Source organism: Pseudoalteromonas sp. SWXJZ94C, from assembly GCF_015864385.1.
Lineage (GTDB): Bacteria > Pseudomonadota > Gammaproteobacteria > Enterobacterales > Alteromonadaceae > Pseudoalteromonas.
This window is the reverse complement of record NZ_JADYXF010000021.1, coordinates 72,696-85,578: the sequence shown is the minus strand read 5'-3', so window position 1 is coordinate 85,578 and position 12,883 is coordinate 72,696. Positions and strand designations below refer to the sequence as shown.

Here is a 12,883-nt window from a genome sequence, read left to right as displayed (position 1 = left end):
GTTGCGGGAGCCGGATTTGAACCGACGACCTTCGGGTTATGAGCCCGACGAGCTACCAGACTGCTCCATCCCGCGCCAATAGATATCAAATTTAATTAATATCGCTGTTAGCTGTTTTACAACATGCTAAACAATGGCAGCTATTATAAGGATGCGCGGGATAATTAGCAACCATAATAACTAATAACTTTATAAAAACTCGAATCTTTAAAATAGGCAAACTCAACATATGTAATTAAAATGTTGAATAGAATTTTAAAAAATAATTCCAGAAAAACTCAAGGTATTATTATTTCACAAAAAAATAATTTTATTTACAACAACAAAAGCGAGGTTAAATCATAAGCTTAACAACAAACCAATACTTTAATATCAAAAAAGCGTGCGATATCTGAGTTCCTGACTATAATAAGAATCAATCACTAATACAATAATAAAAATTATACTTAATGCAACGAGGCATTTAATGAATACACATCAACCAGTACTGTTAAAAAGCCTTACTATTATAAAACCAAACTTCCATGCTTTTACGGCACGTTTTCATGGTAAGTTAGTTGAGTCTGATATCACCATGGGTTACTTAACAGCTGCACAATTTAACGAAAGAAGTTATACGCTTTACTGTGTGTTAGAGCGCATAATTAAAAATCTAGATAACCCATCATCTGTTGCTCCGTTTTTATCACATCATATAGCTTTTTTAAAAAACGGTCATATTCAACAAGTTGATATCAAAATCTTATGTGATGCTTTTTATTCGACTTTGGAAGAGCATTTAGGGCGACTTTTTAGTGTAGAAAGTCAATTAGCATGGCAGAAAGTTTTAAGGTTTTTTACAAACTTTGCAAATAATATCCTCTTTAATGTTTCTAATGTTGTTTCTCTTAAGCAACAAATAGAAAAGAAAACAAATAGCGAAACGTAACTTTATGGTAAAAAGCTTATTTCATCATTTAGACGATTAAGCTTTTTATGCTCAACTTCTATTAATAAATTATATTGAGTGTTTAATGCACTCATTCGTTTTGATAACGCATTATCAAATTCGGCATCCTTTTCGTAGTTTGTTCCATTACTTAGCCTACTTTCTAACTTCAATGTTTCTTCTTTGAGTTCATTACTAAACGTTATTATTTTATTGTTAGATTCTCTAACTTCACGCTCTATCTGTTGTTTGCGGATAAAAGTATCTATTTTTTTATTTTCATTACTGTAAGTATCATTTTGCTTAGTAGAACTAAGTCGTCTGAGTTGTTGGTTAAGTATATCTATGCTTACTTGTTCATTTTTAATAAGCACGTCAAAACGCGATATAGTTGCCATTATTTGCTCCGCAATCGCGACACTTCGCTTAGCTCCAGCTAAATTATCTTTTTGTGAATCCGACTTTTTATTCAAAACGCTAACCTGCTTTTGCATTTCAATTTTATAAGTTTTAATTTTATCTTGATGCTCAATAATTTGTTTTTTTAATGCGGTTATTTTTATATAGGAATCTATATCAGAATCAATATTGTTTATCGAACTGGTATTACTTGGTTTAAGATCATTTTGTTTTTTATCGTTCGGGTTTTGTACATTTAAATGCAATAGTTGAGGATTATCTGCGCATGGTTGTTGGCTAAATTCAACCCCATTACTTGTTTCACATTTATAAATTGCAGTAGTGGCACTAAAACAAACCATAGGGCTTATACCCATTAATAAAATAAAAAGCCTTGTTAATGTACTCATATTTATAACTCCAATTATTAAATAATAAAACGATCGTCTACTTAAATTAGCTCGTATGGTATTTGTTTGGCTTTGTCATGAAACACTATAAAACGCTTAGGCTCATTTTAGGCGATCAACTAAATCCATCTCACTCGTGGTTTAAACAAAAAGACAGTGAAACCTTATATCTTATTGCAGAGCTTAAACAAGAAACTGATTACGTTAAGCATCATATTCAAAAATTATGTGCTTTTTTTAACGCAATGGAGAATTTTTCAGTCGCATTAAAAAGTGCTGGTTTTAATATTTTACATTTAACATTAGATGATACTTGTGATGATCAAAACTTAGTTGAATTACTTAAGCGAATTGCCGATAAATATCAATGCGATACTATTGAGTACCAATACCCAGATGAGTTTAGACTTAAATCACAATTAACCTTATTTCAAAATAATAGTTCATTGAATGTAACTGCTACAGACACAGAACATTTTTTATTACCGTTTGGTGATATAAATACACGCTTCAAAAAAAATAAGCATGTAACAATGGAGCACTTTTATCGCGCTATGCGTAAGCAATTTAATATATTAATTGACGATGCAAAGCCAACTGGCGGAAAGTGGAATTTTGATAGTAATAATCGTAATAAATTTTCTAAAAACGACTTAGCAAATATCCCACGACCAAAGCTATTCAACAATGATGTAAGTAGTATCGTTTCACGTTTAAATAAACACAAAGTCGCTTATTTTGGTCAACTAAATGAGCATACATTAGAGTGGGCTACAACGCGTAAACAAGCCATTGAATCTCTCGAATACTTTTGTGAGCACTTGCTTAGTCGATTTGGTCATTTTCAAGATGCAATGACAGATCAAAGTGAAAACAATACCAGCTTGTATCATAGCCGTTTATCGTTTGCTCTAAATGCAAAAATACTCCACCCATTATATGTAATTAAACGTGTAATAAATGAATATGAGCAAAGACCTGATGAGATATCACTCTCGCAAGTAGAAGGGTTTACAAGACAAATATTGGGCTGGAGAGAGTATGTACGCGCTATTTATTGGACTAACATGCCCGACTACGCAACAAAAAACCAACTACAAGCCAAAAATAAATTGCCATCTTATTTTTGGAATGGCTCTACAAAAATGAATTGCCTAAGTCATTCACTCAAACAAAGCCTTGAAACCGCTTATGCTCATCATATTCAGCGCCTAATGGTTATTGGGAACTTTTGTATGCTCACAGGAATTAATCCTGATGAAGTAGATAACTGGTACCTAGGTGTTTATATAGATGCCATAGAATGGGTCGAAATGCCTAATACTCGAGGAATGAGCCAGTTTGCCGATGATGGGATCATTGCAACAAAGCCCTATGCAGCAAGCGGGAACTACATTAATAAAATGAGTGACTATTGCAAAAGTTGCCAATACGATGTTAAACAAAAGGTAGGTGATAAAGCATGCCCGCTCAATAGCTTGTATTGGCATTTTATGGATAGACACAGAGACAGGTTAGAAAAAAACCCGCGTATTGGTATGGTCTATAAAAACTGGGATAAACAAGATAAAACGCTTCAAGAACAAACACTACAACAAGCAACCTACTATCTTAATAATTTAGAAGCGCTTTAAACAAAAAACCGCCTCAGTTGAGGCGGCTAAATAATCAGGGGGGAACTAATGTTAAATAGGTTTACTTACCTTCGAGCAAGTTACCACTACCAATTTCAATTTTTCGTGGTTTAAGTGCTTCAGGAATCTCACGCTGTAACTCTATGCTCAATAAGCCATTAGCTAAATCTGCACTAAGTACTTTTACATGATCTCCAAGCTGGAATTTACGTTCAAAGTTACGCTCTGCTATACCTTGATGAATAAACTTACGTTGGTTAGTTTCATCTTTATTGGCTTTAATACCTGCAACTTTTAATGTGTTGTTTTCTGACTCAATGGTCAATTCACTATCGCTAAAACCTGCTACGGCCATAGTGATTCTGTATTTGTCTTTATCAAGCGCTTCTATATTGTATGGAGGGAAGCTTGGCTGCTTGTCTGTACTAGCTGCCGCATCCATAAGTGATGCTAAATGTTCGAAGCCGATAAATGAACGATAAAGTGGTGATAAGTCTACTGTACGCATAATAATATCCTCATATTTAAGCGATATTTTGCATGTGCTTTTCTATTGAACAAGCTCAAGAAAATTTTAATTAATAATATAAATTTCAATTGTTTAAGTTTAATTTAGGACCCATCAGGCGTCCTACTTAACTATATATGGACGGTAAAATTATTTTCAAGTAAATTTATTAAAAATAATTAAATATAAAATCAAGCGCGTTGTTAAACGCGACTAAATTAGTACCTAACTACTTAAGAAAATGTTCCTCTAATAGGATAATCATTTTCACGCGTATATTGAATACCAGACAGTAACTGCTGCATATCAGGACGCGAAAACGGGCTATTTGATTTATCTAAAACTTGAACTTGGTTCTGCTCGTTTAAAACAATAATTGCAGGTTCTGCAAATGGATGATCTGTCTCTGTAGTACTTCTAGGTTCACTAATGTATAAACCTAGCTCAGTCATTTGCTCAAGCGTTAAGTTATAATAAAGAGGAAAATTAACGTCTAGTTTTTCATAGTGTGCTTCTAACTGAGCATGGCTATCACCACTTACAGCAACTACTTCTACACCAATATCTTTAAAATCTTGAGTCATTTTAGCCAGTGCGTTTAACTGTTTGGTACACATAGGACAATGCTGACCACGATAAACTACTATCATTTTCCATGGAGCATCTGTAATACGCTGTGTAATATCAACCTGTTCTCGCTCTGTATTACTTACAATCAGTTCAGACAATTTAGATGCGGGTTTTAATGTGTTATTACTCATAATATTCTCCTTAAGAAATGTTATAAATCGTTTACTAAGTAGAGCTTTGGGCATGTAACTAATTTTCAACCATCTAAATTGTAATCGAGTAATATAATTATATTAATAATTTTGATTATTATGACTTACGACCAACCTTTAATTTTTCTGTAAATTGTAGAAGCACTTACACCTAAATAAGCCGCAGCAAGAGGTATATTATCCTCGCAAACTCTAATTGCTGACTCTATAGCTCTTTTTTCAACTTGCCAAAGTGGTTCTATATCATGGGCAACCATAGGCGAGCCAAGTGTATTGGCAATAATATGTGATACTGACGAAGTGCTACTTGCGGGCTTTGCTGATCCTAAACCAAAGGAGCTTGGTAGCATATCTAACTCAACAATTTCTCCATCATTTATTACAACCGTATTTTCAATAACATTTTGTAATTCACGAATATTACCAGGCCAATCATAATTGCAAAAAAGCTGTTTTACATCATCAGCAAATGCATTGAAATTTTTTGCATTGCTCTCACTTTTTTGTTTAAGGATATACTCAGCCAATAACAATATATCGTTACCTCTCTCACGCAGCGGAGGGAGCTTTACAGGAATAACATTTAGCCGATAGTATAAGTCTTCCCTAAAACGCCCTTCTGCGACTTCTACAACAGGATTTCTGTTTGTAGCGCACACTAGACGAACATTACTATGCAATACTTCACTACTACCCACTTTACTAAATATACCCGTTTGCAAAAAGCGTAATAACTTAGCCTGTAAGTTAAGCTCCATTTCACACAATTCATCTAAAAATAACGTTCCACCATTAGCAACCTCAACTGCGCCCTTACGATCGCTTAAAGCGCCACTAAATGCCCCTTTAACATGCCCAAAAAATTCAGACTCAAATAATTCGGTTGGTATAGCGGCGCAGTTTATTGCAATAAAAGGACCTTGGCTGCGAGGGCTCGAATCATGAAGGGTTTGTGCACATACTTCTTTACCTGTGCCACTTTCGCCAGTAATAAACACACATGCTTTACTACGAGCAGCACTGTCGAGTAATCTAAATACTGTTTGCATTGCTAGCGACTCACCAACGAAGTCTTCATTTTTATTATTGTTTTTAACTTCAGGTACTATCTTCACTTGCTTTTTAGGCGTTAGTGCACTTTCAACTGCACTGATCAATCGCTGACCTGTAAACGGTTTTTCTAAAAAATCAAAGCCACCCAAACGCATTGCTTCAACAGCTACATCAATAGAGCTATTTGAAGTAATCATTACTACATTTGCTGGATTATCTTGTTTATTAACAAACTGAAGAACTTCAAGCCCACTTATATCGGGTAAACAAACATCCTGTACAATAACAAGAGGCATTTGTTCTTTAATCCCAACCAATGCAGAGTAACCATCAGCAAAATGCTTACACTCATACCCAACTTGCTCTAGTTGGCTTGCATATAGCGCTCCACTAGCGATGCTATCTTCTACAATATAAACCAACCCTTTGTCCTGTTTACTGCTCATTGCCTTCTCCTATATGGCTATACTTTGAACCATGACTTGGTAGGCATGACGAGTTTTATTTATATTGTGCTTAATAATTATAGCTAGGTTTAAATTTTCTTGTTCTACTATTGGAGGGAAATCATGAAGTTGACCAGCTAAAGTAGCTAGAGGAGTTGCTCCGTATAATGCCGCTGAATTTTTAAGAATGTGCATTATATCTTTAACTTTTAATACATCGCTTTTTTCTATCGCATTACTTAACTCAGTTGTCATAACACCTAACTCATCAATAAATAAGTTTATTAATTTAATCAGTGTTTCTAATCCAACATCCTTTTCTAATTGCGCTAAAATTTGTGGATCGGTGATACTTTTATCGATAAATTGCTCAGGTACTGGCATATATAACCTTCAGCGTTTTTATTGTTTTAAACTAAAGTTAAAAACGGTTTCTTGTGAAATAATAAAAACTGAAAAATAGTGTATACATTGAGAGTAATTCGTTTTTTGCATTTTGCAAATCAATATGAAAAATAGATTTAATACTACTTTGCCCATTTAGCGACGTTTCTCGCTAAACTCTGCGGCTTATCAATTAAATAGCCTTGTGCTATATCACACCCAAGTTGCTCTAAAATTTGCAGCTGTTCATTTTCTTCTATTCCTTCTGCAACCGTTTCTAAACCTAACCTCTGTGCCATCGCGATAATGGCACTACACAAAGTAAAGTCTTCGTTATTAGTCGCTATACCATTCACAAAACTGCGGTCAATTTTTAAACCGTCTATATTAAATTGGCGCAACAAACCCAAAGACGCATACCCGGTACCAAAATCATCAAGCCATACTTTAACCCCTTCTTTGTGAAAGTTTTCGAATACCTTCTCTATTTTTTCAGGGCTGTGGATTAATGCTGTTTCGGTCAATTCTATTTTAATTGCACTTGGTGGAATTTGATGTTTATCAAGTAAATACATTACTCTAGAAAAAATATTGCCATTTAATATCTGAACAGGTGAAATATTTAACGACACTGTAATACCAGTCATACCAAAATTAAGCATCTGCTTTAAGTCAGAAAGGCTTTGCTCAAAAATCCAATCTCCAAGCTCTAATATCATGCCGGATTGCTCAACATGTGGTATGAACTCGTCAGGTCCTACAATACCAAAACGTGGCGACTGACACCTGATTAACGATTCAAAACCAACCAGCTGCCCTGTTCCTAAAGATAAGAGTGGTTGATATACCATTTTAAAATAATCATTTTTCATTGCATCAGACATAATACGCTCTAGCTCATGCCACCTTGCAAGATCAACTGGGTTTTCTGAATCTAAAGTTTTAAATGCATTCATTGTCTGCTCCAATTTAATTTATTCTTAGTACCTATCTAACTAATAGCAATTTACAGACCAAGACACCCGCAAAGAAATAAATATAAACCAAATAAATTCAATGACTTAATGGTTTATTTTTGAACGTTAATAATTATTTTCAGTATTTTCATTTTGCAATTCACTTTGCAAGTCATATTTTGATCAATTTAAGACTAGTCAATTACTTAAGTTAACACCAAATAAATATTATTTAAGCTGTGAAGTATTTTGAGGATTAAAAAAGAGGCATTAAAAGAAGAGTTAGCGAAAAAGCTGGCAATGTTGCATTACCAGCATTAAATCATATTAGTTTGAGCGAATATTACTATGTTTATCATTAGTTCTTACTGTTTCATTTTGTGCATAGCTAGTATTTTGAGAATCGAATGTATTATTGGCTATTTGCGTATTATCAGTATCATCTTGCAAAAAAGTAACAGGCTGCATATTAATCACAGGTTGCGCTACATTCGTATCTCGCAAAGCTGTAATGCCAATGATCAAAACGGCCACAAGTGCGATAGATAAAATCATAATTTCAGGCGTTAATACCCAATTGCTTTGCTTTGGTTGTGAACTTTTAGTATTTGTTTGCATCATGTCTACCTTTTAAATAAATGTGGGAATTCTCTAAATTTAATTCATCGATGAATTTTTCAGATGATTCCCTCTATCTTATAGTTAGTAAATGCGAAAGATGTGCCAATCACACAAAACTAAATAAAATTTAAAATAGAACTAAAAATCAGTGCCTTAAAAAAACAAAAATAATCTATAAATTAAATCACCGTTAAATAGCCGCATATTTTTATTTTGAATTGCAAAATGCAAATCAGTTTGAGAAGCACAATAAAACAATCTTTAAATATCAAACAAAAAAACTAAGCTACGCTTAAAATACTAGGCTAAATTTCACATTAACCAAACTTTTTGACTAATAAATATAAATACCTACTACATTAGTTAAATCATCCCTAGTTAATCATCTCCCAAATCTCAGCTAAACGCGTGTGTTTTAAATATAGTGCATCACGCGCGTGCTCAGGAGCATACTTTTCAAGCATGGTATAAAGTATTTCTCTAACAATTGGTTTAGCTAAATAATCATTCATCCCTGCTTTTATAAATCGCTCTCTATCTCCATGAATCGCATTCGCTGTTAGCGCAATAATGGGGGTATTAACATCTAATGCCCTAATAGCCTTCGTCGCTGAAATACCATCTAAAATGGGCATTTGTATATCCATAAAAATTAAATCGATTTTTGGGTTTTGTGCTTTACTAATCGCCTCTTGCCCATCACTTGCAATCTCAACATTACATCCCTTTTGTTCTAAAAACTGTTTTATTACTATTTGGTTATTAGTGTTGTCTTCAACAACCAATACTGTAATTCCCGTTAATTGCTCTAAGTCTTGGGAATGATTTAACGATGCCTCTTGATCGCGATTGGTAAATATTATGTCTAAATGAAATAACTGTTCCTCTAATAAGTGAATCCCTCGAAGTAAATGAGATACTTTAAAAGGACCATTGAGTCTCAATTCATTATCGTTAGTGCTCTCTGGTAATAAGCTTTTACCAAGTAAGTCTATAACAAGTAAACAAGGTCTATTTGGTAAGAGGAATGAATCTAATCCTTTACGTACTAAAGGAACCATTTTAGGGTCGGTCACAACAATGGCATCAGGCGTATCAGTTATTGGCGTATGAGGAAGCTCCTCATAACATTCAAAAGTTACAGAGTGGCGTAAAAGCATATGCTTAATAGCTTTTTGCAATACTTTATTACTTCCTAAAATCCATACTTTAGGTTTTTTACTGCGTGCAGCAAATCCCTCTCGCTGTATTGAATTAGTAGTATCTATTTTTAAAGGGTAGTTAATAATAAACTCACTTCCCTTTTTAAGCTCAGACTCAACTTTAATATCACCACCAACTACATCACAAATTTGTTTACAAATGGCAAGCCCTAAACCGCTACCACCATGTTCGCGGGTGATTGAGTTATCTGATTGAATAAATGGCTTAAACATACTTTCTAGTTTATTTTTTGCAATACCAATACCTGTATCTTTAAAGCAAAGCTCCAGGGTGAGATCATCATTTATAATTTTTATGCATTTAACAGTAATAGTGATTGTGCCTTGCTCTGTGAATTTAATTGCATTTGCTAATAAGTTTATTGCAATTTGTCTTATTCGAGCATGGTCTCCAACAACCTCTGCTGGTACATCTGGATATAAATCAAAAATAACTTCCAGACCTTTTTGCAGTGCACTTCCTGTAACTATATCTATAGCTTCTTCAATGCAGGTATCAATACTAAAAGGTCTATTATCGAGAGATATAGCTTGAGCTTCAAAACGAGAATATGTAAGTACATCATCTAAAACACTTAACAAAGCATCTGAACTCGTTTTTATCATTTGTGTATAACGCATTTGTTCAGAAGTTAAACCGGTATGATGTAAAATATCTGCAGAGCCAATAACTGCATTTAAAGGCGTGCGTATTTCATGACTTATATTCGCCATAAAACGACTTTTAGACTCGGCGAGCGTTATAGCCTGATGTTTAGCTTCTAGTAGTGCATGCTCTGCTTCAATTCGCTCTTGAATATCAACCAAAGTCGCAGCAATAGACGACAAACTCTTATCGTAAGAACTTACAATTGGGGTTAGCGTCATTTCGACCCAGTTACTTTCACCTTTAAAATTAATTAATCGTATATCAAAACGACAAATGTCGCGCTGTCCCTGCTCATAATTTAATAGGGCACCATTTACTTTTTCAATATCATCTTGAGCAATAAATTTTATAATGGGCAAGCCAATATTTTTGTGAGCTTCGCTGTTAAATAAACGCTGCCACGCTTTATTTATAAAGAGCAAGTTACCTTGCGTATCTAATCTCAATACAATGTCTGGAATATTATCAACGACCGAATGGTAGTTATATTCTATTTCAGCCATTGCTTGTTCAGCTTGCACCCGCTGTGTAATATTTGTTTGTATTGCAATAAAATGCTTAACTTCACCAAACTCATCTTTAACGGGGTTAGCATCAATAGCAACCCAGTATGGTTCACCACTTTTACCGTAGTTAATTGTTTCTACTTGAAAAGGTTGACCATTTCTCACGGCCTCAGACATTACTTTACATGTACTTTCACACGTTTTTTGACCTTGTAGAAGCTTACCAGGGATTTGCCCTATAACCTCTTTACATTCATAACCCGTAAGTGTTTCAAAACTATTATTAACCCACTCTATAAAACCAAACTTATCTGTAATAATAACCAAATTATTAGTATGACTCGCCACTAACGACAACCGCTTGGCATGTTCCTGTTGCTGTGTTGATCGTAATTGAAAGTCTTTGTGGCGCTGTACGTCGTGCAACGACCCTACAAAACGACCATCATTATCGTAAGCAAGTTTAAGTTCAAACCAGTTAGCTAAACCATCACTATTTTTTACTTGCAGTTCAATACTACAAGTTGCAGCACCTTCAATTAACCCACAGCCATACATAGTTAAATGCAATACATCTCTGCCTGCTATCAAATTAGTAAGCGGTTTTCCTATTAATGACTCACTTGAATAACCTAATCTAGTTTGCCAAGCTTCGTTTATATAAGTTAATAAAAAACTTTTATCGCACTCAAAAATACATTCATCAAGCAATGATAAAATTTTTGCTTGATGACGATTTTTATTTGATAGTTGCTCAACTAACGTATATTGAACTTGTAATTCGTCATTCATTAACATTTCCATCTTTAATTATTCCGACTAATGCCTTTATGAACACTGCTATTTTCAAAGGCCTCTTTACAAAAATAATTACTTATAAATAATTGCCTTTGATATTTTAAGTTTAGTTTTCAAGCAAAATAATCCCCCAATAACAGGCGTAAAAAAGTACCAAATGTGGTCGGTACAATTTTTTATGGGTAATTAGTTTTTTATTACCCGCTATGGGTGAAAATGTAAGGGTATAAACAATACAAGGACTTTATCGATTTTTGACCTTCTCGTTAGTTTGTAGATATTGCGTCAACGCTAAATAATTACGAATGTAATCAAATTCTTAAAAATCAATACCCCAATACCTAAAATGTCACCTGGGTATGCTTTTATTAAAATTAATTACGCAGCTTGCCAAGGTTTAATAAATTTTTCGAGAACGGCTTTAGTAACAGGTTTTTGCAAATAATGAGTAATACCTTTGTCAAATAGCTCAGCAATTTGTTCATCACATGTAAGCCCCGTTAAAATAACTTTAGGTGTGGTGTTGTTTGGCGAGTTTTGCTTAGTAAGTTGCTGAGCAACATCACTGCCGTACATACCAGGCATACGTTCATCCAATAACAATAAATCAAATGATTCATTCTGAGCGAGAATTAAAGCGCTTTCGCCATTTTCAGCGCATGTTACTGAACAGCCAAGCATTTCTAGCATAACCTTAGTCGCTATTTGGCTAGGTAAACTATCATCAGCAACTAAAATTGATAAACGGGTTTGAAAGCGCACCGTACTTAAAACCGTCATTAAATCGGTGTCAAAAAACGGCCACGCTATAACCTTCTTCGATAACCTATCTTCTTTGTTAAAATTACTTAATTGCTCAATAGAACAAAGCTTAAGATGTGTTTCTAAGCTAGAACCATGAAACTTTTCTAGTAATGCATCCTCATTTAAGTAACGTAAGTCCTCAAGTTGTACGCTTCCTCGCGCAACACTATCAAACAATTTAAATTGCAAACCATAACGTCCATTTATTTCTGACGATATTCTTAAACAACTTTTAAATAAAGCTTCACTACCAGTTAAAACATCAATATTTTGATCATCACTAAGCAATAATTTAATAGGCTCTTTTGTTGAGATATGACCATTAATGTCCAACGTATTTATCTGATCTTTGTCGTCCACTTTATAATGAATGCTAATACCTTTTAAGGTTGCTTCAACTATTAGCACAAAGCAGTGTTGTGTAGATTTTAGAGCTGGGATAATAAACGTTTCAATTTCAGTAATTAACTGTTCTGGTTTTATTTGAATGCACACATAACTACATTGCAGTTTATTAATTAATGTAATAGCCAAATGGCTGTTATGTTTTTTGCAATACTTACCGACTATCCCTTGGATAGATTCTAAAACATGGCTATGAGTATTCATTTGGTATCCTAAAAACCAATGTATAGCCAAATATTTACAAGTTATATGCCATAAATTTAAAAACGTTTTATTTCATTACATTCAATATGTTATAAATTAACTTTTAAAAATCGATTATTTAATTCGCATTTTGCAAATCACAATGCAAAGCGGATTAGTGTTACTCTTCGTAC

The 12,883-nt window shown here is 34.0% G+C and carries 11 protein-coding genes and 1 tRNA gene; 2 read left to right on the top strand and 10 right to left on the bottom strand.

Annotation, left to right across the window (positions count from 1 at the left end; genetic code table 11):
* Window position 1 precedes the first annotated feature (1 nt).
* A tRNA-Met gene (locus tag I6F65_RS10970) sits at window positions 2-75 on the bottom strand.
* Between the two features lie 391 nt (window positions 76-466).
* On the opposite strand from I6F65_RS10970, the gene I6F65_RS10965 reads away from it, so the two are divergent.
* Window positions 467-928 (top strand): globin, encoded by a 462-nt coding sequence (locus I6F65_RS10965; protein WP_024610135.1) that lies wholly within the window; start codon window positions 467-469, stop codon window positions 926-928.
* A 2-nt stretch (window positions 929-930) separates the two neighbouring features.
* Here I6F65_RS10965 and I6F65_RS10960 read toward each other — a convergent pair whose 3' ends face one another.
* Window positions 931-1,737 carry a hypothetical protein gene (locus tag I6F65_RS10960; protein WP_024610136.1) on the bottom strand — a complete coding sequence of 269 codons (807 nt, stop codon included), beginning with the start codon at window positions 1,735-1,737 and terminating at the stop codon, window positions 931-933.
* 77 nt (window positions 1,738-1,814) lie between these two features.
* Here I6F65_RS10960 and I6F65_RS10955 point away from each other — a divergent pair, with 77 nt between their 5' ends.
* Complete coding sequence (locus I6F65_RS10955) at window positions 1,815-3,371, top strand: cryptochrome/photolyase family protein (RefSeq protein ID WP_024610137.1); 1,557 nt, start codon at window positions 1,815-1,817, stop codon at window positions 3,369-3,371.
* Between the two features lie 61 nt (window positions 3,372-3,432).
* Here the strand turns inward: I6F65_RS10955 and I6F65_RS10950 are convergent, their stop codons facing one another.
* The 8 genes from I6F65_RS10950 to I6F65_RS10915 all read right to left on the bottom strand — a co-directional run bounded on the left by I6F65_RS10950 (window position 3,433) and on the right by I6F65_RS10915 (window position 12,710).
* Entirely contained in the window at window positions 3,433-3,879 is a 447-nt protein-coding gene (locus I6F65_RS10950; protein WP_166111095.1) for an Hsp20 family protein, read from the bottom strand.
* A gap of 233 nt (window positions 3,880-4,112) precedes the next feature.
* Window positions 4,113-4,640 (bottom strand): redoxin domain-containing protein, encoded by a 528-nt coding sequence (locus tag I6F65_RS10945; protein ID WP_166111092.1) that lies wholly within the window; start codon window positions 4,638-4,640, stop codon window positions 4,113-4,115.
* A 125-nt stretch (window positions 4,641-4,765) separates the two neighbouring features.
* Window positions 4,766-6,160 (bottom strand): sigma-54 dependent transcriptional regulator, encoded by a 1,395-nt coding sequence (locus tag I6F65_RS10940; RefSeq protein ID WP_166111089.1) that lies wholly within the window; start codon window positions 6,158-6,160, stop codon window positions 4,766-4,768.
* 9 nt (window positions 6,161-6,169) lie between these two features.
* A complete protein-coding gene (locus tag I6F65_RS10935; RefSeq protein ID WP_166111086.1) occupies window positions 6,170-6,544 on the bottom strand; it encodes an Hpt domain-containing protein in 375 nt (124 codons plus the stop codon).
* 143 nt (window positions 6,545-6,687) lie between these two features.
* Entirely contained in the window at window positions 6,688-7,500 is an 813-nt protein-coding gene (locus I6F65_RS10930) for a bifunctional diguanylate cyclase/phosphodiesterase (protein ID WP_231613153.1), read from the bottom strand.
* A gap of 327 nt (window positions 7,501-7,827) precedes the next feature.
* Window positions 7,828-8,121: a hypothetical protein gene (locus I6F65_RS10925; protein ID WP_231613152.1), complete on the bottom strand. Its 294-nt coding sequence runs from the start codon at window positions 8,119-8,121 to the stop codon at window positions 7,828-7,830.
* Between the two features lie 374 nt (window positions 8,122-8,495).
* A complete protein-coding gene (locus I6F65_RS10920) occupies window positions 8,496-11,291 on the bottom strand; it encodes a PAS domain S-box protein (protein WP_231613151.1) in 2,796 nt (931 codons plus the stop codon).
* A 384-nt stretch (window positions 11,292-11,675) separates the two neighbouring features.
* Entirely contained in the window at window positions 11,676-12,710 is a 1,035-nt protein-coding gene (locus I6F65_RS10915) for a response regulator (protein WP_166111083.1), read from the bottom strand.
* Window positions 12,711-12,883: the final 173 nt, after the last annotated feature.

What these genes read in the sequence shown, in the direction of transcription:
- I6F65_RS10965 (WP_024610135.1), top strand. Translation starts at nt 467, where the DNA reads ATGAATACACATCAACCAGTACTGTTAAAAAGCCTTACTATTATAAAA.
- I6F65_RS10960 (WP_024610136.1), bottom strand. Translation starts at nt 1,737, where the DNA reads ATGAGTACATTAACAAGGCTTTTTATTTTATTAATGGGTATAAGCCCT.
- I6F65_RS10955 (WP_024610137.1), top strand. Translation starts at nt 1,815, where the DNA reads ATGAAACACTATAAAACGCTTAGGCTCATTTTAGGCGATCAACTAAAT.
- I6F65_RS10950 (WP_166111095.1), bottom strand. Translation starts at nt 3,879, where the DNA reads ATGCGTACAGTAGACTTATCACCACTTTATCGTTCATTTATCGGCTTC.
- I6F65_RS10945 (WP_166111092.1), bottom strand. Translation starts at nt 4,640, where the DNA reads ATGAGTAATAACACATTAAAACCCGCATCTAAATTGTCTGAACTGATT.
- I6F65_RS10940 (WP_166111089.1), bottom strand. Translation starts at nt 6,160, where the DNA reads ATGAGCAGTAAACAGGACAAAGGGTTGGTTTATATTGTAGAAGATAGC.
- I6F65_RS10935 (WP_166111086.1), bottom strand. Translation starts at nt 6,544, where the DNA reads ATGCCAGTACCTGAGCAATTTATCGATAAAAGTATCACCGATCCACAA.
- I6F65_RS10930 (WP_231613153.1), bottom strand. Translation starts at nt 7,500, where the DNA reads ATGAATGCATTTAAAACTTTAGATTCAGAAAACCCAGTTGATCTTGCA.
- I6F65_RS10925 (WP_231613152.1), bottom strand. Translation starts at nt 8,121, where the DNA reads ATGATGCAAACAAATACTAAAAGTTCACAACCAAAGCAAAGCAATTGG.
- I6F65_RS10920 (WP_231613151.1), bottom strand. Translation starts at nt 11,291, where the DNA reads ATGAATGACGAATTACAAGTTCAATATACGTTAGTTGAGCAACTATCA.
- I6F65_RS10915 (WP_166111083.1), bottom strand. Translation starts at nt 12,710, where the DNA reads ATGAATACTCATAGCCATGTTTTAGAATCTATCCAAGGGATAGTCGGT.